Raw genomic sequence first — 23,572 nt, 5'->3', positions numbered from 1 at the left:
AGTCTTTCAAACGTATTTTTTATCGGTTTCTTAAAGCTAGAAAGTAAACTATAAAATAATAGTCCGACAACGTTCTACTTTATTTTACCTTTCCAAAAGAAACTCATCTACTATATTACCAAAAATTTCGGGTTGTTCCACGTGAATTGCATGTCCAGCGTCTTCAACGATTCGAAAATCGCTTTGTGGCAAGGATTCGTGCATGTTTTTATTAATTTTCATAAATTTGTTATCTTGTGCTCCGACAAGTAAAAGAGTTGGAACAAATAAACCTTCAAGGTGATCCCACCAGGAAGTCTGCCATCCTGTACCCATGTTACGTAATGACATGGTAAGACCCGCTGAAGATTGTAATAACCTTTCCCTTCGGACGGCTTGCCTTTTTTCTAAAGGCATTTGCTTTTGCGTTTCGAAAAGAGGAATGTCTTCCCAATATTCTACAAATGCTTTTACGCCATCTCGTTCAATCATTTCTGCCAGTTTTTCATCTTTCTTCTGTCTTTCCATTCTCTCCTCATCTGTTCTTAATCCCGGAGAAGCACTTTCTAAAATTAATTTATTGACGAGGTCTGGAAAAAGACAGGCAAAGGATAATGCAGTTCTTCCTCCCATTGAATACCCCAACAAATGAACTTTTCCCAAAGAAAAGGACTGAAGAATCTCTGCAACGTCTTCACAAAAAGACTTCATCGTGATAGGGATTTCACTTGATGTTTTCCCATGACCCGGCAGATCTATCGTAATAACAGTAAATGTTTCTTGCCATTTCTTTATAAAAGCTTTCCAAGTGGACGTTGATCCTGTAAAGCCGTGAAACAGGAGTAATGCTGGCCCAGAGCCGCCCTTCTCTAACCAATACGTTGTATCTTTTACCTTGTAATACACGTTCTATGCCTCACCCTTCAATTCTTCGGCAATAGCTTTCCACTTGCTACGATGCCAGTTTGTATTCTTCTCTCGATCTGTCTTAACTTCCACAACAGACAGCCCTTTATGCTGGTAGTTTTCATACAAAACTTCTTTCAGCTCTTTTTCCGTCTCAGCTGAAAAGTATGTGCCTCCATACATTTGCACAGCTTGCTTAAATTCAATATCTACTGGTGTGCCAAATAACACTTCGAAGTGCTTCTTCTCTTGTGATTGTGGGAGGAAGGAAAAGATACCACCACCATTATTATTGATCAACAGAATGGTTATATTCAGGTCATATTGTTTGGCAATCAAGAGCCCGTTTAAATCATGGTAAAAGGATAAGTCACCTAACACTAAGGTTACAGGTTCACCTGTAACGGCAGACCCCAATGCACTTGATACCATACCGTCGATCCCATTTGCTCCTCTATTAGCTAATATCGATAATTGTTTAGGAGTAGTGAAGAAGAATGTATCTAAGTCTCTTACTGCCATACTATTTCCAACATATATACTGCTCGATTCTGGAATTACGTCAACTAACGCTCTAACGGCTTCCCCTTCCGTTATTTCTGCTTGATCTTCAACTAAAAGATGTTTTTTTGCCACTTGGTTCATGGATAGCCACGTTTCCAACCATGTATTATCTAGTTTGGGTTTCCTACTAGCAGTAATAAGTGCCTCACAGAAAAGAACAGCATCTGAAAATATAAACTGCGTATTGTTTCCAGTCGGTTCTCTGAAGCCAGCATAATTTTCCACAACAAATTGTGGGATATGCTTATTCTCCTTTACATAAAAGAGATATGCTTTTGAGACAGGCATGGCTCCAAAGCGAATAATATAATCCGGGCTTAGTTTATTACGTAATGTCTCATCCCTAAAAAAGGCATCATAGGTTTCGATAATTAAATCCTTGGCATGCTCTCCTGCACGGAGCTGGGAAAGTGGATCTGCCAGTATGGGAACATTCCATTCCTTCGCTAAGCGTGTTACAGACAGAGCCAATTTACTATCTACTTGAGGTCCACATACAATCAGACCTTTCCCTCTATTTTCCAATTTCTGTATAATTAAATTAACTTCCATATCAGATAACTGTTTTGTACCATTCATTGAAAGATTGCGGGCCTCATTCAGTTGGTCACCCCATAGATTTTCTAAGGTAAAATCAGGTACTAACGGTTCTCTATACGGAAAATTAAGATGTACAGGCCCCGGGTTCCCTTCGAGTGACATAAAGACAGCCCGTCCAGATTTATTTCTAACATAAGATAGCATGTTTTCAGAAGCCTCTGGTAGCGCCATTTCGTGGAACCATTTGACATAATCCCCATATAATTTCAGCTGTTCAATAGCCTGAGGAGCCCCAATGTCGCGTAGCTCATGCGGGCGGTCTGCAGTTAATACAATAAGCGGTACTCTACTGTAGTTAGCTTCCACTATGGCAGGAAAATAATTAGCAGCAGCAGTCCCTGATGTACATACGAGAGCAACAGCTCGTCCTGTTTTCTTCGCAATCCCCATTGCAAAAAATGCAGCAGACCGCTCATCAATTACAATCCACTCTTTTATAACTGGGTGTTCGGCAATCGTCATGGCAAGCGGCGTAGAACGTGATCCTGGTGAAATCACAATATCCGTCACACCGTTTTTTGATAATTCGTCTACAAAATTAGCTGTATACCTTGTTAATACTTCGGTATGGTTCATTCTGGACCTCCAAGAACCGAGAGCATCGGCAAAAATTTAATATCTGTCTCCTCATATTCTTCTTCTGGATCAGAATCTTTTACAACTCCACAGCCAGCAAACAAGGAAGCCTCATCTCCCTGAATTAAACCCGATCTTATTGCCACTGCAAATTCACCGTTTTCTTTATTATCAAGCCAACCGACCGGTGCACCATACCATCCTCTGTCCAAAAGCTCATGTTCTCGTATAAAGGCTACCGACTCCTTACGAGGGGTCCCACCGAGTGCGGGAGTTGGGTGTAAATTTTTTATAATATCTAAGATGGTAGAGCCTTTTTTTAAACGAGCGGTGACCGGTGTATATAAATGTTGCAGATTTTTCAATGGATAAACAACTGGTTCGTTTGGAATGTCGATATCTGTACAATAATTCTCTATAGCCTTCTTCATCATTTGCACGACAAAATCGTGTTCTCCACGATTTTTTGGATCATGTAGTAAATGATAGTTGATACGTGCATCCTCTTCCTCCGTTTTCCCTCGTGGAGCTGTGCCAGCTAAACAGGTAGAGAAGAGATTGTTTTGTCTTATTTTAACTAGTCGTTCAGGCGTTGCACCAATGAAGCAATCCTTCCCTCTTTCAAAAGAGAAAATGAAACTGTTGGGTTGAGTATCTAAAAGCTTTCGTATGATATTTCCACTGTCAGCCTCTCTATCCAATTTCAACCGCAATTCTCTGGCTAAAACAATTTTTTCAACCTTGTTTTGCTTTATTTCTTCTGTTGCTTCCTTAACGGTTTGCTTCCACAAGTCAGGAGAGACCTCATATCTGCCAACTATATGTGTGTCGGAAGCGGTTTGAACCTTTTCTTTAAAAAGCTGTTCCTCTACTTCTTTCAGCTCATTTGCGAGCTGACGTGGATGGTCATCTTCTCTTACCATTATATTAACAGTATAATAAAGTTCGTCTTCATACTCTGTAAGCAAGAACTCTGGGACGGTAAACCGAATTGGTTCAAAATTCTCCCATAGCTCTGTTTTTTCTTTTTCCGGGTCAAAGGCGGCCCCGCCAATGCTGACAATTCCTGTACCTGGAACATCATAAGGATTATTGCTCACAGCATCGTTTAGCAATTTATTCCATTCTTGCTCTGCTGTTTCAAAGCGATCCTTTTTCGCAGTAATCTCAAAAGCACATCCCGTACCTACAAGGGTGTATGCCTCTGCTGTACTGGACCAATATTGTCTTTCTGTTCTTAATTGTTTTGCTGCATCATAAAATGAAAGGGGGTCTATTGACTCCACCTTTTTTGTAATACTGACAAGCCTGCTATTTCGAGGCAAAATTGTGTTGATCGCCTCTTCTAATACAGCTTCTATATTTTCTTCCTTAAGTTCTATCATCTATTTAAACCTCCGTAACCAAACATGCGTCAACACAGTATCTTATCCTATTTTATTCTCTTTTCACTGGTTTCTCAAGGAAATCCACCTAGTGAATTGACACCCCTTCATAATTTCCCTAAAATTAATACGATACGCACGTGAAATCAGGGGGAAAAAAAGAAATGAGCACATCAGATAATCATACAATAAAACAAGCTTTAAATGAAAAAGAAGGGTTCCAAATATGGTGGCGTTTATTGCGCCCGCACACACTAACGGCCTCTTTTGTACCCGTTTTTGTCGGTTCCATGTTTGCTTTTACAGAAGATACGAACTTTCATCTTCTGTTATTTTTTGCCATGCTTCTTGCTTCAATGCTAATTCAATCTGCCACCAATATGTTTAATGAGTATTACGATTTCGTGAGAGGATTAGATACCGAGGAATCTGTCGGGATTGGTGGAACCATTGTTCGTGATGGAATTCAGCCCAAAACAGTATTGACCTTGGCTTTGACTTTTTTTGGAATCGCCATTCTTCTTGGAGTATATATCTGTATTGAGTCTAGCTGGTGGATTGCATTGATTGGTTTAGTATGCATGCTTTTCGGTTATTTATATACAGGTGGACCATTACCAATTGCGTATACACCATTTGGCGAAGTATTCTCTGGCTTTTTAATGGGAACAGTCATCATAGGAATTAGTTATTTCATCCAAACAAGCGCCATCACAGCAGAAGTTATTTGGGTTTCCATTCCAGTAGCATTATTTATTGGTGCCATTATGTTATCCAATAATATTCGGGACCTTGATGGTGATAAAAAGAATGGACGAAAAACAATTGCAATTCTAGTAGGAAGAAAGAATGCCATTAAGGTGCTTGCAGGATTTTTCATTCTTTCATTTATTCTAACAGCCGCTTACATCATTACCGGTATCCTTCCATTGTGGTCGCTTATTTCGTTTCTTGCTATCGTGAAGGCAGTTGATGTTATCAAGAAGTTCCAGGGCAAAACGATGCCGATCGAAATGATGCCCGCAATGGCAGCTACTGGAAAAACCAATAGTATATATGGAATTCTTTTAGGAATATCATTACTAATTGACGCTGTATTATAAGAAGGGATGACCTTTACATGGAATTTAACCAGACGCTAATGGAAGCACTTGGTATCGAAACGCAATCGCTGGATAAAAATCTTGTGATCCTTACCATGCCAGTTGATGGAAGAACTCGTCAGCCTGCTGGTTATTTACATGGTGGAGCAAGTGTCGCTCTTGCAGAAACTGCTGCCAGTATCGGTGCTATGGTCAACATAGACACAGACCAATCGAACGTCTTTGGAATGGAAATAAATGCAAATCATGTTAGGAGTAAGCGAGACGGAATAGTCACTGCTTTAGCAAAGCCTATCCATCTCGGTAAAACTTCCATGGTATGGGAAATACAGATAGTTGATGAAACAGAAAATCTAATTTGTATTTCAAGATGTACACTGGGAATTGTTCATAAAAAGCAGTCATAATGAAAGGAGATACCAATGAAGACACACCTAAGCAAAGATAAATTAGATAAATTTAAAAAACAACTTTTACAATTAAGAGAAGAAAACGCGGATAAGATTGCTGAAAATCGAGAAGATAGTCCCAATGATTCAATTAATGAGTTAGCAGATTATGACAATCATCCTGGAGATATGGGTACCGAACAATTTGAACAAGAACGTGATGCTGGTTTAAATCTCGTGCGCGAAGATCGTCTACGAGAAATTGATGATGCATTAGAGCGAATTGAAAATGGTACGTACGGTCTAAGTGAAAAATCAGGCAAACCTATACCTGAAGAACGATTAGAACTACAACCTACAGCAAGATATCTTGTTGAAGAGCAATAGGTATGGAGGCAATCCGCTTGCATAAAATATGCAAGCGGATTTTTTGGTTAAGTTGTGATATAACAAAAGCTATAAAAAGGACTAGTCTTTGAATAGACTAGTCCTTTTATGATAAGAAAATATATTGTGTTTTTACACAAGACTTGCTCGCTTTTCCTCAATCCATTGCCTCATTTTTAGGAATAAAGGTACAAACAATAGTCCGACAACAATTCCTTTTATTAGATTGAATGGTAGTATACCAGCATATACAGAGAACCACTTAAATTGCTCTGTCATTTCCCAGCCCATAAACCAGCCATAAGCTGGTAATATCAGGAAGTAATTCAGAACACTCATGCCCAATGCCATCACAATGGTGCCCGTAACTAACCCCGAAATTACACTTTTAACACCTTTAAATTTATGATACATCAAGGCAACAGGGACGATAAATAAAACTCCTGTAAGGAAGTTAGCCAGTACGCCAATTATTTCTCCCCCACCAATTGCTAGATATAAAATATTTTTAATTGCAACAACGATAACTCCTGCTAATGGCGAGAAAATAAAAGCGGCCATCAGGGCAGGTACCTCACTGAAATCAATTTTTAGATAAGGGGTTGGTAGAAACGGTAATGGGAAGTTAATAAAGAATAACACCAATGAAATGGTCCCAAGTAAAGCGAGAATAATAAGTTTTAATAAGCTGAATGATTGCGTCTTTGATGATTGCATCATCATTCTCCTCCTTCATCTTTTATCGATTCCTATCTCGTGATGAAGGATCCGCCGTCTTCCATTTAAACACAAAAAACCCTAAAGCCTAATCGGGGCTTTAGGGTATGTTTAAAAAATCATAGGAAAATAAGCGCAAAATATGCACTAAATTCCGGCTCGACATCTTCTCCCATCCAGACTGTAACTGTCGGTTCTGGACTTGCACCAGATCAGCCGCAAAAGAAATTTGCGGGTCACGGACTTAAAGCATGAGACTGCTTTTTACCGTCGGTCGGGAATTTCACCCTGCCCCGAAGATGGAATCGATATTTAATTATATAAATAGTATACGTGAGTTTAAGAGATTTGAAAAGTCTTTTGCTTCGATTCATTATATTTAGGTTGAAATCCTGGCATCCTTGGAAAATTACTGTGATTTTATAAGCGTTTGATTGACGTTACGGAAACACCCTTTAATTTTATACTTACTTTCCTTACGCACAAAAAAACAAGGTGTGTAGAATAGTCTACACACCTTGCTAATTAGTTGGTTCAGTCGACGTTAATGATTAGTTTTCCGTCAGCCTGTTCCCTTGTTTCATTTCCGTAGTCATCCTTAACTTTCACTTCTACTACGGCTCCATCTGCTACAACATTGCTAGTCGCAGTCCAGTAACCTACATAGTGCCCATCAGATGTTTCCATCATTGGCAATTCTGTAGCGTTAGATACGCTGCTCTTCGCGTTTGTTAGCGGCATATGGATAACAAAGGTTGCATCCAATCCTGGCTCACTGTCGAATTCAATCTTGACACTTTCACCAGCTTTTAATGTTTTATCCTCAGTTGGTGTTAGGTTCTCGATCTCAGGTGCATCATATTTTACGTCAATTGTTACTGATTCAGAAGTTGTATTACCAGCAAGATCTTGTGCAACAACTTCGATTTCATTTTCTCCGTTATCTAACAGGATCCGCTTGGAGTACGTACCATCTTCTACAGTTGCAGACTGTCCATTAACCTCTACAAAGTCTAGGTTAGCATCAGCTACAGTTCCTTCTACTGTCACAGTCTCACGATTCGTTTTATCCCCATCTTCAGGACTGTCAATAGTAAGTTCAGGAGCTTCTGTATCCAGTGTTACAACAACTGGCTCAGATTCACCTATTTCTGTACCATCTAACAGAGATACAGCTGTAAGCTCATTTTCTCCTTCTGTTAGTTCTACATCGATAGCGAAGGATCCTTCGTCACCAATTTCAGCAGATCCAACTTCTTCTCCGTTGTTAAGAAGTTGTACAGTAGTTGTTGGAGAAGCAGTTCCTTCTACAGTGATTTCTGCTTCATTTGTAATTAGATCCTCTGCAGGAGAGGTAATTACTGGTGTTTCTGCTTCATAGCTTACACGTGAACGAATCATATAGTTACCTTCAGCAGCTGGTGATGGAGACCAAGCTCCTCCTACCATTTGATAACTTCTTTCTGCATTCGGACCATTTTCATCTGTCGCTAATCCAGGTGCAGCAGTATTAGGCTGTGTTTGGACATAAACCATGTAGAAGTCACCTTCTACTACAATACCATGTTCTGATAAGTCAACAACCGTCCACTCAGCAGAATCTCGAACTGCTTCCGCTGAGATTGGTCCAGCTAGTTTTTCACCTGGCTGCCCATCAGTACCTGAAGCATCCCATACCTCTACAGCAAATTCAGTTCCACCTGGGGAAGGGAATTCTTCATCCCAGAACTTGAAGACACCGTCTGTTACGATGGCAGATTCTTCTCCTTCAGGAAGAGACATTTTTACTGCCCAGCCGTTACCTGCATCATAGAAAGCACGTGCATTTTCTGCTGTGCCATCATCATATCCTATTTCTCCACCTGGAACTGTATAGAACGGCTCAAGAGAAACATTAACCTCTGCATCGCCATCCTCCAGATTTACTTCTACTTCTGTTCCATGGTAACCAGCAGCCAAAATCTTCAGCGTATAGTTACCTTCATAAGCTGTTAATTCGTAATTACCTTCTGCATCCGTTTCTACTGGTGCAATATTTGCATCTTCCACTAGTATTACAGTAGCACCTTCCACTGGTTCACCAGTAGTCGCATCTGTCACAGCGCCACTTACAGTGTGTTGTGCAACCTCTTCTAGCGTGAAATCAGCAGTTGTGCTTTCATCACCTTCAATAGTGACTGTTTGTTCTTCTGATTCAAATCCATAAGCTTCTGCTTTAACAGTAAATTCACCTGCAGCATGAAGTAAAGAATACGAGCCATTTTCAGGGTCCGTATTAACTGTTCTTCCACTCTCAAGCACACTTACTTGTGCACTCATCGGTAACAAAACAGGGCTAATCGGATCCTTTCCTGGTTTCTCTTTCTTTTCAGGCATTAGAGGAGCAATTTTAGCCGGATTTACTTTTTCTTTTAAAGAAGCCTTTTTATCACTCTTTATTACTCCAAGTGCATTGTTAAAGCCTGCAATCCCCATTTGCCCATTATTCAGGCTGATGGCACCTTTTTTCTTACCTTTAGCTTTGCCTTTATTTCCTTTTACAGAAGCACTCGCACTATCAGAAGTGTCAGCTAGTTTGACATCATCAATATAGAAACCATCTCTGACAACTGAGCCATCTGTAGTTAAGTTAAAGCCAATATAAACACGTTCTCCGCTGTATTCGGATAGGTCAATTTCAACCTCTTCCCAACCTTCGGATACATTAGTTATTCTAGATAATTGTGTCCACTCTTCTTGATCTGTTGAAATAAATACATGTCCATAATCCCAGTTATTTTCTATGTTGTACCACTGACTGAATTGTAAGTATGATTCTCCTTCTGGTAAGTCAACGGGAGGCATAACGAGTGTTTGTGTTAGAATTATTATCATAGGTTCCTGCAAGGTTTGTTGCATAAACGTTCTCACCGGATACAGCACTTTCCGGTCCTGAAGTAGGAATACCACGTTCCCAGCTGTTATTTTCACCGAATACTGTCCAGCCTGCAGCCTCTGATTCAAAGTCCTCTGAATATCCAACAGTGATTCCAGGGTGCAAGGTTACAACATACTCCTCACTGGAAACCTCGTTGTTTCCAAAGTCGTTAATTTTCCAGCTGTAAGTTAGGGAGTCACCATCAATATGCTCTCCAGGAATGGTAGCAGTATATTCTCCATCTTTGAAGTCGCCAGAAATGCGATCCGCCTCAACTGTTTGCGTATCACCATTATGATCTGTGTACTCAAGCTGAACAGAGGATACACTAATGTTGTCCATTACACGAATGGATAGATCTAAATCCATACCAACATACGATTCTGCTGGTCCTTCATGTTCGAAAGTAGGTGCTTCAGTATCTTCTCCTTCTTTTGTAACTTGACCTTCAAGTGTTCCTAAACCAGTCACAAGGGATGATACTGCATCATATCCACTTACAAGGCCATATCCATATCCATTGTTTGGCACTTCTGTAAAGTTTCCATCTGTTAATGGTGTCGCAGTTGTTGTAATAAGTTCTTCGATTTCATCAACAGTTAGACTAGCATCTGCCTGCTTTATCAAAGCAACCACTGCAGCTACTGCAGGTCCTGCCATTGAAGTACCATTCCAACCTCCTTCATAACCTCCACCAGGTACACTAGAACGAATGTTTACTCCAGGTGCAGAAATATCTGGTTTCACTTCATCGTAAGGAGAAGGCCCTTGTAATGAAAAGTTTGCCAGAGCATCGTTCGCATCGGTAGCTCCAGTCGCAAATGACTCTGGGTAGTTAGCAGGTACTGCAATTGATTCAGGTCCGCCTGGGTTAAATAGAGTGGTGTTACCTGCAGAGAATTCAGGGAAGATTTCCGCTGCTCTCCAGTTAATGACAACATCACGGTACCACTCATCTAATCCGGGTCCACCGCCCCAAGAGTTATTTACGACATCTGGTGCCATATCAACTCGGGCATTACCTTCAGCATCTGTTGGAGCTAAAATCCACTCAGCAGCTGCAAGTAAATCCACATCTGTACCACCGTCAGCAGTGAATGCCTTAACAGCGATCCATTGTGCACCAGGAGCAACACCAACTTGGTTAGACCCATCTGGCTCACTACCTACCATTGTACCTGTTACGTGTGTACCATGTCCTTGATCATCATACGGTGTTTCTTGACCTGCCGTAGCGTCAAACCAGTTAAAATCATGGTTGAATTCTCCCGTATTCGCATCATACCCACGGTATTTCTCTTGTAATGCAGGGTGATCATGTTGAACCCCTGTATCAATGCTTGCAACTGTAACTCCAGAACCATCAAATCCCATGTCCCAGACAGCTGGCGCGCCAACACGTTCTACATTCCATTCTACATTGGCGATTTCAGAACTAGGTGCTTTTGCGTCCTCTGTAACGGTTGTAAACAGTTCACGCTTTTCGTTTGGCAAAATCTTTTCAACTTCTGCAAATGTGGCTATTTTTTCGGCCACTTCTTTCGTAGCAGTGACAGACATACCGTTTACGATATGAAAAGATTTATAATCCTCTACCTTCCCTGATTCCAATTGTGATTCAAGAAAGTCTTTTACATTTTGCTGAGAAGTAAGAGATGTTGCTTTTAATTCGGAAACGACTGCTGAACGTTGTGCCAGCTCTGCCTTTTGTGCCGAAAGATTTGCTTTAGCTGTAGATTTCTTTGCTTCCTCCGCCACCTTTGCCGTGTCCGCTTTTTCTGCAAACTTTACGAGAAAAGTAACTTTATCATCTTTTTTAAACGTATCAAGCAATCGATCAGTTACTTTATTCTGTACGACCGAACTTGATGATTCATTAACCGACTGGTGCAGCTTATTATTTGATTCCGCACTAACCATACCAGGTGTGACCAATGAAAAAGTCATTAACACGGACGCAGCAATACTAAATGCCTTCGTCTGACGCCTTTTCTTTGTCTTCAAACTATTTCCTCCCCTCAATTTGTAAAACAGATTTTGCCTAGCAAAAAAAACACCTACTGCCTCCTCTCCCCATTAATTTCTTATGCGGGTTCTTGATGTCAGTGGTGGGATTTGTAGAATCTATGATGTTAATGTTAGTATAATTGGCGTCCAGCTTGATTTGTGTCGAATAGTGTCGATTAATCACTGAATTTTCTAAATTAATTAAATAGTCACGGATTTTCTTCTGGAGTTCATGGGACCAATGACTAAAGATAGTTATTCTGCCATTGTCAACGGAACTAAAAAGCCTGTCTATAAAGGATTTTTGGCCATTTTCTTATCATTATCGTTTCTTGGTGGAAATTAAAAAATGATTCAAACTACCCTGTTACACACAATAAAAAAAGCCCTTTTATTTCTTTTTTAAGAAACAAAAGGACTTTTACCTGTGAATACGTAATATTTCTTCAATCTTTTTACACATAGAAAGAAACAACTAAAACTTTTGATCTATATGCTGTCAGACTAGATAAAGTGAAACTTTAATCAGTGGGGGTTTTCAATATCCCCCATTGATTGTTAGTTGAACGAATCGGCATGTTAGTCCGTTTAATCCCACTAAAAACTAACTATTTCACTTCATATTTTGAAGTGGGAGTCTTACGGACGGTTGCTCCGGGATAAATTTAAGCCTACTGGACTTGATGTCAGGGATGCCACCACTTGTCACTATATCTGTAGCTTTTTACTCTCCATGTGATCTATCTTTAGTCTTCTAATGGGTTTAAACTTTCTTTTCCAGTTAGGGAAGAAAGCATTGTAACTAAAAGTTCAATTTCTTCCTCAATATCTTTAAAACTTGCTGTCTCAACTGGTGAATGCATGTAACGAAGTGGCAAAGAGACGAGAGATACTGGTACTCCTACTCCAGTCAGCCTCATTTTGTCAGCATCTGTTCCCGTCATTCTTGGTGTAAGTTCATATTGAACATCCATTTCTAACCGTTTTGCAGCCTTTTCCAATAGTTTATTTATTTTAATGTTAATGGGAGCACCTTTTGCAAGTACAGGACCTTTCTCAAGTCTTACATCACCATGTTTGTTTTTATTTACACCAGGATAATCTGTTGCAAACGTTACATCACAAGCTATTGCCATTGTTGGTTGAACACCCGCTGCTGCAAAATAAGCACCACCCATGTTGGTTTCTTCATTTACGGTGCTCGCTGCATACACGCCTACAGAACAACCTTTTTCCTTTAAGCGTCGTAAAACCTCTGCCACAATAAAAGCACCAGTCCGATTATCCAGGCCTCGTCCCGCAACATAGCGATCCTTTAAAATTTCTGGTTCCGTTTTGTATACAGATAAGTCCCCGATCTGGATATCTTTCTCCGCTTCTTCTTTGGATTGATATCCACAATCAATAAATAGGTCTTCCAGCCCAAAGTCGTTTTTCAGTCCACCATGATGCTGTGCATTGACGCCGATAACACCTGTAACCGTTTTGTTATAACCTAGCACTGTGGTTTTCATGCCTACTGCAGCTTTCGGATTAATACCCCCCATCTTATCGAAATGAAGAAAACCCTCTTCATCAATGCGATTGATAACTAATCCAATTTCATCACAATGACCTGCAAGTAGTACTTTAAACGAAGCTTCCGGGTTTATTACACCGATTGCATTCCCTGCATTATCTGTCCTTATTTCATCTGCAAAATCTTGGACATAGCTGATCCACTTTTTTTGGATCTCCATCTCATTACTAGACGGGGAAGCGGTATGTAACAAATCCAATAAAAAATCACGGTTCACGTTTTCCATTCTAAATTCCTCCTCTAAGCATTTCTTCTTACATGATAGCAAATAATTTAACAAAGAGCACTTTAGTTTACGAATCTTTCTATTATGGATACACTCAAAATAACTATTAAAAAAAGGAGCGGAAAAAGATGAACCTGAATACTTGGTTTGACAAAGGAATGTCCCCAGATGTGTATATAGAATCTATGGAGAAACATAAAGATAACTTACTCTATATTTACGATACCTACTCCCTTCCAGCGGACACTGATTTTTTTACCGAACTGCAAAATAAGCAGTTACGTGCTATTGTCTTAACAGAAGATTGGTGTGGTGATGCTATGCTTAACATTCCTATATTACTTCATCTAGCTGAAGCTGGTCAGATTGATGTGCGTATGTTACTTCGCGATCAAAATCTAGAGTTGATGGATAACTATTTAACAAACGGAAAGTCGAGATCCATTCCTATTGTCATCTTTATAGATCAGGATGGAAATGAAGTAGCGAAATGGGGGCCAAGAGCCGAAAGAATCCAAGAGTTTGTAAGCGAATCGCAAGACAAACTACCGGAAAAGGATGCGGCTGACTACAAGGAAAAATTTAATGAAATGATTTTGTTTATGACGAAATCGTTCCGTGACAATCATGATTTTTGGGATGAAGTATATAACAGTTTAAAACAAGCTCTTACAAAATAAGAAAAAAGCTGGCAATTTATTGTCAGCTTTTTGTATATACCATAAAAGCCCGTGTCCATACTAATAGTAAAAAGGACTATAGGTGAGCTTATGAGTGTTCGATTTATAAAACAAGTCTATCATCAATTACCTGTTATATTTAGGTTGTTATTGAGTATCGCTGCCCTCATGTTATTTTTCGGCACGATTATTCACTTGGTGGAACCGAAACAATTTCCTACAATATTTGATGGTATTTGGTGGGCAATTGTCACAGGGGCAACCGTTGGTTATGGTGATTTTGTCCCACTAACGATCCCTGGGAAAATGGTTGCCATCACTCTAATTCTTTCAGGTGGAGGGCTTATAGCATACTATATCACTACATTGTCGGCTGCAACGGTACAGCACGAAAAGGATTTGGTAGAAGGAAAGCTTGATTTTAAAGGGAGTAACCATTCCATTTTTATTGGCTGGAATGAACGGACTCGTAGACTGATTGACTTGTCCATCCGAAATAGTCCTAACACCCAGATTGTCTTGATTGACCGGACACTGCGTTCAGTGGATTACCGTACCTATCCCGTTCATTTTATTAAAGGCGATCCCACTGAGGATCAAATACTAAAACAAGCAAATGTTTCACTGGCTCAACGTGTACTCATTTCAGCAGACGTTTCTGCAAAAAGTGAAAGACAGGCTGATAATGACACTATATTAGCAACCGTTGCCGTACGCGGGAACAACAAACATGTACTCATCATCGCGGAGGTCCTTACTAGGGTTCAAATAGAAAACGCCCTAAGAGCTGGTGCCACAACGATTATCCGTTCCAATGACTTTATGTCTGGACTTTTTTATCATGAATTATCTTATACAGCATCCTCTACTCCCTTTGAGGATATACTACAGCTGATGCGTACACAGCAGTTTCGCCATATAACCGTAACCGAGGATCAGCACGATAAGACATTTGCAGAACTTGTTACCTATCATGTCAAACAGCAGCATATTCTACTTGGAGTTATACGTAACCGAGAATATTATTTCAATTGCTCCCCCACTTTTGCAATTCAAAAAGGCGATATTTTAATTTTACTGATCGCTTGGAAGAATTAATGCCTCAAGCTTTTGAACGAGGCTTTTTCCTATTTCTATATATTCTGGTGGGACTTCAGCGTCTGGATTTGTAGGTGTTTGAAATTGATTTACCATTCCTTGGATAGGGCCATTTCGGCTGTCCTGATCATTTCCAGCTTCATATTCATGCGCGAGTAGGAAAGGCTTCTCCAAACGAACCGTAACCCCAGGGTAATCTAGAGAACCTGCAACGGCATAAAATGGCACACGTAAAAAGTAATATGCCCCTTTATCATCAACCTTCAAGTCAAAGAATCCATTATCATAGTCCCAATTTGCACCGATTACATAACCTTCAGGCTTTAAAAGTTCTTCTAATACGTATAATGGATAAATTCTTTCCTCTACTTTTGAATCTAATGGTACCAATCTAATCATCCTTTCTACGATGTTTTCCTTATACTTTGCCTAAACTTATTTATTATGCTAAAATAATATATTGTGTGAAATGAATCGAATAATGTATATAGGAGTTGTTCAGCATGACAAACAAATTTGAGGTTGGTCAAATATTAGATGGTAAAGTAACAGGCATTCAACCATACGGTGCTTTTGTTGCCTTAGATGATGAAACACAGGGGTTAGTTCATATATCCGAAGTAACACATGGTTTTGTAAAGGATATTAACGATCACCTAACTACAGGCGATGAAGTAAAGGTAAAAGTTCTTACAATTGATGAGGAAAAAAACAAAGTTTCTTTATCTATTCGTGCTACAGAAGAAGCACCAAAAAAAGCACCAAAGCCACGTAAGCAACAACCTGCAGCAGTTCAACACACCAATGACACAGCTGGTTTTAACACACTAAAAGACAAGCTGGAAGAATGGATTGAACAATCTGGAGAACGTGACTCATTTAAAAAATAAGTAGAAAGGGGAAACTCCATGAGAGTTTCCCTGTTTTATTTGAATAGCAACATACATATGTCCGGATTAACTATCAGCTCTGTGTGGTTCCCTTTGTTTAGAAAATGCTTCATCTGTCTTAAATAATAGTGGGATAAGTACAAGCCCACTAATCCCTACTAAGCCGTAAATTATTCTGGCGAATGCCGCACTTTGTTCTCCACCACCGAAAATAGCTGCCACTAAATCAAATTGGAATAAGGCGATTAGTCCCCAGTTAACAGCTCCAATAATTGTCAGCGCTAATGCTGCTCGTTGTAAACCATTCATTTTTGTATCCTCCTTTTTCTAGTGATCATGAGTAGTTTTTACAGGTTTTCAGAGAAATATGCAGGGTTCTTTTCTTGATTTCCCCATAACCCTTAGGTAAAGTAAATGTTGAACATTTAAAGTAAAATGAATTGGAATCAAGGAGGGAAATGAACGTGACACATGTTTCGTTTAAGTATGATAAAGCATTATCCTTTTTCAACAAAGAGGAAATAAAAAACATGGCGGGCTTTGTAGAAACCGCACACCAAGCGTTACATAATAAGACTGGTGCTGGTAATGATTATCTTGGATGGATTGATCTACCAAGTAATTATGATAAAGAAGAGTATAGCCGTATTAAAGAAAGTGCAGAGAAGATTAGAAAAGACTCTGATGTTTTACTTGTAATCGGTATTGGAGGTTCATACCTCGGAGCTCGTGCAGCAATTGAAATGCTGACACATTCCTTCCAAAATTTAATTTCTAAAGAAGATAGAAAAGCGCCACAGGTTATCTTTGTTGGACATCATATGAGCTCTGCTTATGTTAATGAACTTTTTGATGTGCTGAAAGATAAAGATGTTTCCATCAATGTTATTTCCAAAAGTGGTACAACGACAGAGCCGGCCATTGCCTTCCGTATTTTCAAAAAGTTCCTTGAAGAAAAATATGGTGTGGAGGAAGCCAAGAAACGCATCTACGCTACAACAGACCGTGAAAAAGGTGCTTTAAAAACATCTGCTGATGAGGCGGGTTACGAAACATTTGTCATTCCTGACGATGTAGGTGGACGTTATTCTGTACTTACAGCTGTAGGTTTATTGCCAATTGCAGTGAGCGGTGTTTCCATCGATAGTATGATGGAAGGTGCTCAGGCAGCTGAAAAAGATTTGTCTACTTCTTCTCTTGAAGAAAATCCTGCATACCAATACGCCGTTGTTCGTAATGTGCTATACAATAAAGGCAAAACAATTGAAATGCTGATCAACTATGAGCCACAGCTACAATATTTTGCTGAATGGTGGAAGCAATTATTTGGTGAAAGCGAAGGAAAAGACCAAAAAGGCATTTATCCTTCGTCTGCTAACTTCTCAACTGACCTACATTCCCTTGGACAGTATGTACAGGATGGAAGAAGAGACTTATTTGAAACCGTCCTACATGTAAATAAATCACAGAAGGAAGTCATCGTAGAAGAGGAAGCAAATGACTCAGATGGCCTGAACTACCTTGCTGGTAAATCACTTCATGAAATTAACGATAAGGCGTTCCAAGGAACACTTCTTGCCCACACAGATGGGGATGTTCCAAACCTAATTGTAGAAGTTCCAGAGCTTGATGCTTATACATTTGGTTACCTTGTTTATTTCTTCGAAAAAGCATGTGCTATTAGTGGCTACTTACTTGGTGTGAATCCTTTTGATCAACCAGGAGTAGAAGCATATAAGAAAAACATGTTTGCTTTACTTGGTAAACCGGGCTTTGAAAAAGAAAAAGAAGAACTGGAAAACCGCTTAAAATAATAGCTACAAACTAAAAACCCTCGTAGTAGGGTTTTTAGTTTGCCGTTATATCGAGGAGCTTCCACCCTTCCATTGTTTTAGCCAGTGTGAATTTCATCAATACCTCATTCGTTCCCATACCCTTTATGAAGAATACGATCGCTTCTTTTTCGTTTACCTTTTCTACCACATCCTCTGTTTCATTGGCTAAATCGTTCCAAAAATGGGATTCTGACTGACGGACCATCTCCTGTCTTAGACTACCTGTCCCATTCTCTATAATGGAGCTATCATATAAAGTTATGGCATCATCTATCTCGCCATGTTCGATACTGTATAAGTATAGAGATACAACTTGAAAAGGAGATAATTCGTTAAGAAAAGCAGTATCATTTGATTCGTTAAGAAGATTCAAATGTTGATATGTCTGTCTATCCAGTGGCCAACGATTCGCACTCGTAATATCATCTGCCTGTACACCAGAAAACTGATCATCAAACATAATAAACAATTCATTTCTTGGCCTGTAATGGGGAATATACCAATCATTGGATCTATACTCCTTTACCGCTTCATTAATGATACTCCAATAAATGGAATCTTGATGGTCTGCTAAGAAGCCTTCCAACTCAGTCTTAGTTGTCTCATTGTCACGCCTAGTCGTTAAATAAATATTAAGCAGGTCATTCGCATGGATACTTAAACGTTGTCTCGCCCAGGATGATAGCTTATCCTCCTTATATGTATCATAGATCGTTTCAAGCTCGAGTAAAAAAGCAGCAATTTCTTCCATTGGTAGCTCAACCAATTCTTCATATGCTCTAGTGTCTATCATCTCATTTTCTGTTAAAAACCGAAGGAGTGCTTCATCTCCCGCAATTTCTTCCCTAAATTCAATATTGTCAAGGAGCCATTTTGGGTCTTGGTCGACACCGTACTCCACAATTTTAAAACCGTGTTCTTGTAGAGCCGTTTCTTGTAATGCATTCTCTATTTCTTCATACATATAAGAATTAAAAGATTGTCTAAAGTCGACTCTACTCTCTTGCAAATCCTCATATACTTCCAGGTCGAACCTTTCATTATTATTGTAAGCCTCAACTAACATCTTTGGTGTCATCAATAGTTTTTTTATTTCTCCTTTTGCATTTTTTAATTCATCTGCATTAGCATTTTTTTCAGTTGCTTCTACGACTTTTCTCGCTGCGTCTACCTGCGGGAAATGCTCGACATTTTCTACCCCTAATGAGTCACGAAAAGCTAATTTTTCCTGCGAAAAGAATTCTTTAATAGATAGTTCCTTTTCTGTCGCCTCTTTCTGCTTGTTTACATATAGCGTAATGAGTGTACCTACAATTATTATAATGACAATAAGAAACCCAATAATATAGCGTCGTTTTTTTAGTTTGCTATGTTTACTGGTACTGGTCTTTTGGTTGCCTTCTCCCCAATTTTGCCCCATTCATTTTCCCCTCCTGGATAAAACTACTAAGAAATTTATTTAAAAAATATAAATAAATGTTTTAAACATGAAAATGCTGGGTAATACTATTAGTGTAAGACTTTCTCGTATTCCCCCTGTAAGCAAGGCGTTCTGAACGCTTTGCTTTTTTTTGTGTTTTTTCAATTCGGAGTACATGCAGTCCTATTAAAAAGTTTGCTATACTTAGTATAATGTAAATTAGCGAGGAGGAGAACAATATTGGGAAAATTTGATATATTACATGATAGAAAAAACACAAGATCAGTGAAATGGGATATGCTTCAACCTGTTTTTCAAACAGAAGATGTGCTGCCAATGTGGGTAGCTGACATGGATTTTATGGCACCCGAAGAAGTTAATAATGCTATCATTGACCGGGCTAAGCACGGGATATATGGCTACACAATCGTAGACCAAGCGGTAAAAGGAACAATAGAATCATGGTTAAAAGAGCGCCACGATTGGCAAATTGACCAAGGATGGCTGTCTTTCAGTCCAGGTGTTGTAACAAGTCTACATATGGCTATACAAGCCTTCACGGAAGTAAACGACAAAGTGTTAATACAAACACCTGTATACACACCTTTTTATAAAGTAGTAGAAAGCCATGACAGACAGGTTGTTAAAAACTCACTTCTTTACGAGGATAATACCTATCATATCGATTTTGCCGATTTTGAAGAGAAACTACAAGATGGAGTCAAAGCATTTATCCTTTGCTCACCACATAATCCGGTAGGACGTGTATGGTCAAGAGAAGAATTAACTAGGATGGCGGAATTGTGCGTAAAACATAATGTACTTATTATTTCAGATGAAATACATTGCGACCTTGTCTTCGATGGCAACAAACATATTCCTATCGCTTCCTTATCTGATGACATTGCACAACAGACCATCACGTGCATGGCTCCATCTAAAACCTTTAACCTAGCGGGGCTACAGGCTTCCTATGTTGTAACATCTGATAAAAAGAAACGTCAACTACTAGAAGAGCATTTTAATAAACAAGGTGCACATATGTTAAATGTGATGGGTAACACTGCATTAGAAGCGGCCTATTCACATGGTGGTCCATGGCTTGATGAATTATTAGACGTACTTTCTGATAATAAAACCTATGTAAAAGAAATGTTTGCAGAACATGCAAGCGACCTAAAGGTTATCGACTCTCAAGGAACTTATTTACTATGGATTGACTGTAGCAGCCTAGAGATGGATACAAAAGAGTTAAAGAAATTTATGATCGAAAAGGCCAAAGTAGGTTTAAATACGGGGATAGATTACGGTGAAGAAGGCGAACAATTTATGCGGATGAATATTGGTTGTCCGAAAGCAACTGTTGAAGAAGGTGTACAACGGATCATAGAAGCCGTCCAATCCCTTTCAAAATAAAGGAACGTTTGTCTAGCTCCTACAACAGACATAAATATAGCCGAGCAGATTCGAGAATGTATCGATTTCCTGCTCGGCTATTTCTCATTTTGAATTTTCATTATTCCTCTTGGTCTTCATTAAATTCGGTCGGATCTGTAGGGGATTCCTCTGAATCTTCCTCATCAGGATTTGTCTTTAATTCTCCACAAACAATTCTTTGTCCCCCATTACCACCTGGTTGCGTTAAACCATCATCTGGCCCTTGCTGTATAACAATAGAGGTGCCATCTTCTTTTAATAGAGAATTTTTCCCCTCCATTAAGGTAGCTTCAGGTAGCATTAACTCAGCGTCCACCAGCCCTCCATCATCTGCCTCGATATTTGGCAAGTCTCCAAGGTGAGAACCCTCAGGATGCATTAACCCATGTTCATTTCCTTCTGGATTATAGTGGTTTCCAGCAGTAGTAAAATCAGGGGCTTCGCACTTCGGATACTCATGAACATGAATACCGTGAAATCCAGGTTCTAGCCCTTCTAGCTTGACCTTAAGTTGAACACCATCTGCTTGTTCGCTTAATGCTACAGTCCCTATCATATCACCAGACACATTATACATATCAACGGTTCTCAATTTTTCAGCATTGGATTGGCAACCGGTGAGAAAAAGTAAAACAATAAAAAAAACGAAGCGCATACGAAATACTCCTTTTTGGTCATTTACTTTAGTATTCGCCACTTCGCTTAATTTAATGAATGTGTTAATTTTCCTCGTTTTGTTGTTGCTCGTTCAATGATTGTTCATAGGTTTCATTGAAAACCTGCTCTTCTTTCTTTGAACGCTTGTAAAAAAGATACATTACGACACTAGCTGCAATCATAAAAATGATCAGTGTAATAATAGCTGGTATATATTCTGTTTTATCTTCTGGAAAATATAAAAATGGCATCATTTAACTTCACGCCTTTCTATATTACATTATAGCAAATAATAACATATTACCATATGGCAAGTAGTAATGTTCGCTAAACTGTTATATTTTTGGCAAAATAAGAGCAGGAGGAGGTTTTATTAATGACAGATAAACAAATTGGTGACAAAGTAAAAGCACATTATAAATCTGGTACATATTTAGGTAAAATCGTAGAAGACCGTGGAGATAAATATCTTATTGAAGTATTGGCTGTTATGAAGCATCCTATGCAAGGGGATTTACATAATCCGAACCAGACAGAGGGCGTCTTTTTTCATGAACGGAAAGCTCTAGCCTTCCACGAAAAGATGAATGTCAAAAAACCAGCGGTACATCCTTTTGATGAAGAGATTCCAGATTATACTACTTCACTCCAAGAAGCGGTTCAGAAATACAAGGATACACTATTAAACGGGGATACACCCTATCATAAGGAAGCACTTCTAGCACTAGAACGGCTTGAAATGGCTTATTTTAAATAGCTACCAACTAAAGCAATATGCAAAAAAGCTGTACCTTCATTGTTAGGAAGGTACAGCTTTTTTATGAACTAAGCTTATTCACCAAGATGCTCTGTAATAACTTCTTCTACACCTTTAAGTGCTTCTTCTTCGTCACTTCCGGTTGCTGTAACTTTAATTTCAGCACCCTTTGGAATTCCAAGTGACATTACACCCATGATGGATTTTAGGTTAACGTTCTTACCATTGTAAGAAACTTCTACCTCTGACTCAAATTGGCCAGCTTTATTTACTAAAAGTGTAGCCGGGCGTGCGTGTACTCCTGTATCCGCAGTAATTGTAAAAGTTTGTTCTTTCATTCTGTATCATCCTTCCAACCATAATATTCATAGTATGTACTATTTACTTACTAGTACAACGTTCATTATAAGTGAATAACTGAACTAAATATATTATATACAAAAATAGAACTTTTTGAAACAAAAAAGCCTCCATTTTTTAATTCATTTGTTTTTACATGGCGGTTATGATAACGTTTATTTAAAATAATATGCTAAATATATTGGAGGGTTACAAATGAGTGTACATATAGGTGCTAAACAAGGAGAAATTGCTGACAAAATCTTACTTCCTGGAGACCCGCTACGCGCTAAGTTTATTGCGGAGAACTTCCTGGAAAACGTTTCGCAATACAATGAAGTCCGTGGTATGTATGGTTTCACAGGTACATATAAAGGTGAGAGGATCTCTGTACAAGGAACGGGTATGGGAGTTCCTTCCATTTCCATTTATGTAAATGAATTAATTCAAAGCTATGATGTTAAAAAGCTAATCCGCGTCGGAACATGTGGAGCAATACAAGAAGATGTAAAAGTACGTGATGTGATTCTTGCTCAAGGTTCGACAACTGATTCACAAATGAACCGTATGGTATTTCAAGGTATCGACTATGCTCCCTTAGCTGATTTTGAGCTCCTTAAAAATGCCTATGATGCAGGGCAAGAAAAAGGATTAAAGCTCCGCGTTGGTAATGTATTTACAAGTGATACGTTCTATCGTGATAATGCAAAAGAAGTTAATGAATTGCTTGCTGCATATAAAGTTTTAGCAGTAGAAATGGAAACAACTGCTCTTTACACATTGGCTGCTAAATATGGCCGTCAAGCTCTTTCTGTTCTAACCGTTTCTGACCATATTATTACAGGAGAAGAAACATCCGCAGAAGAACGCCAAACAACCTTTAATGAAATGATGGAAATTGCTCTAGAAGCAGCCATTAAGTAATAACTAAGAAAGAGCCGAAAGCGAATCGTGTGCTAATCCAAGTCGATTTGCTTTCGGCTTTTTTCTTTTGGAAAAGTGAAATCCATAACTAATCTAATTTCATTAATTCTATTGTTAACCTTAAAAAAATATGGTTGACAAACATGTCCATTTCTAATTATGATGTTATAAAGTGAAACTTCATTTAGGGGATGCCTTCC

Annotated in this window: 21 protein-coding genes, 1 pseudogene and 1 riboswitch; of the genes and pseudogenes, 10 read left to right on the top strand and 12 right to left on the bottom strand. The window is 39.0% G+C overall.

Going from position 1 to position 23,572, the window contains the following annotated elements:
- Nucleotides 1–84 precede the first annotated feature (84 nt).
- Genes menH through BN985_RS09040 form a run of 3 tightly spaced genes read right to left on the bottom strand, consistent with a single transcriptional unit; the run spans nucleotide 85 to nucleotide 4,010 of the window.
- Nucleotides 85–885: a 2-succinyl-6-hydroxy-2,4-cyclohexadiene-1-carboxylate synthase gene (gene menH / locus BN985_RS09050; RefSeq protein WP_042222746.1), complete on the bottom strand. Its 801-nt coding sequence runs from the start codon at nucleotides 883–885 to the stop codon at nucleotides 85–87.
- Nucleotides 886–888: 3 nt separating this feature from the next.
- Nucleotides 889–2,625, bottom strand: coding sequence for a 2-succinyl-5-enolpyruvyl-6-hydroxy-3-cyclohexene-1-carboxylic-acid synthase (gene menD, locus BN985_RS09045; RefSeq protein WP_042222744.1), 1,737 nt, complete (start codon nucleotides 2,623–2,625; stop codon nucleotides 889–891).
- Nucleotides 2,622–4,010, bottom strand: coding sequence for an isochorismate synthase (locus tag BN985_RS09040; protein ID WP_042222742.1), 1,389 nt, complete (start codon nucleotides 4,008–4,010; stop codon nucleotides 2,622–2,624). The genes menD and BN985_RS09040 overlap by 4 nt, the downstream gene beginning before the upstream one ends.
- A 164-nt stretch (nucleotides 4,011–4,174) precedes the next feature.
- Here BN985_RS09040 and BN985_RS09035 point away from each other — a divergent pair, with 164 nt between their 5' ends.
- Genes BN985_RS09035 through BN985_RS09025 form a run of 3 tightly spaced genes read left to right on the top strand, consistent with a single transcriptional unit; the run spans nucleotide 4,175 to nucleotide 5,889 of the window.
- Complete coding sequence (locus BN985_RS09035; protein ID WP_042222741.1) at nucleotides 4,175–5,113, top strand: 1,4-dihydroxy-2-naphthoate polyprenyltransferase; 939 nt, start codon at nucleotides 4,175–4,177, stop codon at nucleotides 5,111–5,113.
- Between the two features lie 17 nt (nucleotides 5,114–5,130).
- On the top strand, nucleotides 5,131–5,520 hold the full coding sequence (locus tag BN985_RS09030) for a hotdog fold thioesterase (protein ID WP_042222739.1): 390 nt from the start codon (nucleotides 5,131–5,133) through the stop codon (nucleotides 5,518–5,520).
- 15 nt (nucleotides 5,521–5,535) lie between these two features.
- The gene (locus BN985_RS09025; RefSeq protein WP_042222737.1) at nucleotides 5,536–5,889 is read left to right on the top strand and encodes a TraR/DksA C4-type zinc finger protein; all 354 of its coding nucleotides are present in this window, start codon (nucleotides 5,536–5,538) and stop codon (nucleotides 5,887–5,889) included.
- A 132-nt stretch (nucleotides 5,890–6,021) separates the two neighbouring features.
- On the opposite strand, the gene BN985_RS09020 is transcribed toward BN985_RS09025, so the two are convergent.
- The 3 genes and pseudogenes from BN985_RS09020 to BN985_RS09010 all read right to left on the bottom strand — a co-directional run bounded on the left by BN985_RS09020 (nucleotide 6,022) and on the right by BN985_RS09010 (nucleotide 13,335).
- Complete coding sequence (locus BN985_RS09020; RefSeq protein ID WP_042223073.1) at nucleotides 6,022–6,606, bottom strand: ECF transporter S component; 585 nt, start codon at nucleotides 6,604–6,606, stop codon at nucleotides 6,022–6,024.
- A 160-nt stretch (nucleotides 6,607–6,766) separates the two neighbouring features.
- Nucleotides 6,767–6,911: riboswitch (FMN riboswitch) on the bottom strand.
- Nucleotides 6,912–7,140: 229 nt separating this feature from the next.
- A pseudogene (locus BN985_RS09015) lies at nucleotides 7,141–11,527 on the bottom strand (S8 family serine peptidase).
- Nucleotides 11,528–12,276: 749 nt separating this feature from the next.
- Entirely contained in the window at nucleotides 12,277–13,335 is a 1,059-nt protein-coding gene (locus BN985_RS09010; protein ID WP_042222735.1) for a M20/M25/M40 family metallo-hydrolase, read from the bottom strand.
- A gap of 128 nt (nucleotides 13,336–13,463) precedes the next feature.
- Here BN985_RS09010 and BN985_RS09005 point away from each other — a divergent pair, with 128 nt between their 5' ends.
- A complete protein-coding gene (locus BN985_RS09005) occupies nucleotides 13,464–14,015 on the top strand; it encodes a thioredoxin family protein (protein ID WP_042222734.1) in 552 nt (183 codons plus the stop codon).
- A 90-nt stretch (nucleotides 14,016–14,105) separates the two neighbouring features.
- Nucleotides 14,106–15,113 carry a potassium channel family protein gene (locus tag BN985_RS09000; protein ID WP_042222732.1) on the top strand — a complete coding sequence of 336 codons (1,008 nt, stop codon included), beginning with the start codon at nucleotides 14,106–14,108 and terminating at the stop codon, nucleotides 15,111–15,113.
- Here BN985_RS09000 and BN985_RS08995 read toward each other — a convergent pair.
- Nucleotides 15,090–15,503 carry a YugN family protein gene (locus tag BN985_RS08995; protein WP_042222730.1) on the bottom strand — a complete coding sequence of 138 codons (414 nt, stop codon included), beginning with the start codon at nucleotides 15,501–15,503 and terminating at the stop codon, nucleotides 15,090–15,092. The two genes, BN985_RS09000 and BN985_RS08995, sit on opposite strands and share 24 nt — an antisense overlap.
- Nucleotides 15,504–15,616: 113 nt before the next feature.
- On the opposite strand from BN985_RS08995, the gene yugI reads away from it, so the two are divergent.
- On the top strand, nucleotides 15,617–16,003 hold the full coding sequence (gene yugI / locus BN985_RS08990; protein WP_042222728.1) for a S1 domain-containing post-transcriptional regulator GSP13: 387 nt from the start codon (nucleotides 15,617–15,619) through the stop codon (nucleotides 16,001–16,003).
- A 66-nt stretch (nucleotides 16,004–16,069) separates the two neighbouring features.
- Here the strand turns inward: yugI and BN985_RS08985 are convergent, their stop codons facing one another.
- Complete coding sequence (locus BN985_RS08985) at nucleotides 16,070–16,312, bottom strand: DUF378 domain-containing protein (RefSeq protein ID WP_042222726.1); 243 nt, start codon at nucleotides 16,310–16,312, stop codon at nucleotides 16,070–16,072.
- Between the two features lie 155 nt (nucleotides 16,313–16,467).
- Here BN985_RS08985 and BN985_RS08980 point away from each other — a divergent pair, with 155 nt between their 5' ends.
- Nucleotides 16,468–17,817, top strand: coding sequence for a glucose-6-phosphate isomerase (locus BN985_RS08980; RefSeq protein WP_042222723.1), 1,350 nt, complete (start codon nucleotides 16,468–16,470; stop codon nucleotides 17,815–17,817).
- Between the two features lie 34 nt (nucleotides 17,818–17,851).
- Here the strand turns inward: BN985_RS08980 and BN985_RS08975 are convergent, their stop codons facing one another.
- The gene (locus BN985_RS08975) at nucleotides 17,852–19,258 is read right to left on the bottom strand and encodes a hypothetical protein (protein ID WP_042222721.1); all 1,407 of its coding nucleotides are present in this window, start codon (nucleotides 19,256–19,258) and stop codon (nucleotides 17,852–17,854) included.
- A 240-nt stretch (nucleotides 19,259–19,498) separates the two neighbouring features.
- Between BN985_RS08975 and BN985_RS08970 the strand changes: the two genes are divergently transcribed.
- A complete protein-coding gene (locus BN985_RS08970) occupies nucleotides 19,499–20,674 on the top strand; it encodes a MalY/PatB family protein (protein ID WP_084157487.1) in 1,176 nt (391 codons plus the stop codon).
- A gap of 100 nt (nucleotides 20,675–20,774) precedes the next feature.
- Here the strand turns inward: BN985_RS08970 and BN985_RS08965 are convergent, their stop codons facing one another.
- Together BN985_RS08965 and BN985_RS08960 are read right to left on the bottom strand one after the other, a co-directional pair.
- Nucleotides 20,775–21,350, bottom strand: a complete 576-nt coding sequence (locus tag BN985_RS08965; protein ID WP_042222720.1) for a superoxide dismutase family protein — start codon at nucleotides 21,348–21,350, stop codon at nucleotides 20,775–20,777.
- A 64-nt stretch (nucleotides 21,351–21,414) separates the two neighbouring features.
- Nucleotides 21,415–21,606, bottom strand: a complete 192-nt coding sequence (locus BN985_RS08960; protein WP_042222718.1) for a hypothetical protein — start codon at nucleotides 21,604–21,606, stop codon at nucleotides 21,415–21,417.
- Between the two features lie 122 nt (nucleotides 21,607–21,728).
- On the opposite strand from BN985_RS08960, the gene BN985_RS08955 reads away from it, so the two are divergent.
- On the top strand, nucleotides 21,729–22,109 hold the full coding sequence (locus BN985_RS08955; RefSeq protein ID WP_042222716.1) for a kinase-associated lipoprotein B: 381 nt from the start codon (nucleotides 21,729–21,731) through the stop codon (nucleotides 22,107–22,109).
- A gap of 74 nt (nucleotides 22,110–22,183) precedes the next feature.
- On the opposite strand, the gene BN985_RS08950 is transcribed toward BN985_RS08955, so the two are convergent.
- The gene (locus tag BN985_RS08950; RefSeq protein ID WP_042222715.1) at nucleotides 22,184–22,447 is read right to left on the bottom strand and encodes a phosphocarrier protein HPr; all 264 of its coding nucleotides are present in this window, start codon (nucleotides 22,445–22,447) and stop codon (nucleotides 22,184–22,186) included.
- A 217-nt stretch (nucleotides 22,448–22,664) separates the two neighbouring features.
- Here BN985_RS08950 and deoD point away from each other — a divergent pair, with 217 nt between their 5' ends.
- Nucleotides 22,665–23,372 carry a purine-nucleoside phosphorylase gene (gene deoD, locus BN985_RS08945; protein WP_042222713.1) on the top strand — a complete coding sequence of 236 codons (708 nt, stop codon included), beginning with the start codon at nucleotides 22,665–22,667 and terminating at the stop codon, nucleotides 23,370–23,372.
- Nucleotides 23,373–23,572 lie beyond the last annotated feature (200 nt).

It is taken from the genome of Oceanobacillus manasiensis (genome assembly GCF_000724085.1).
Classification (GTDB): Bacteria; Bacillota; Bacilli; order Bacillales; family Amphibacillaceae; genus Oceanobacillus_B; species Oceanobacillus_B manasiensis.
Note: the sequence above shows the minus strand (reverse complement) of the source record. Positions and strands in the feature narration are given on the sequence as shown.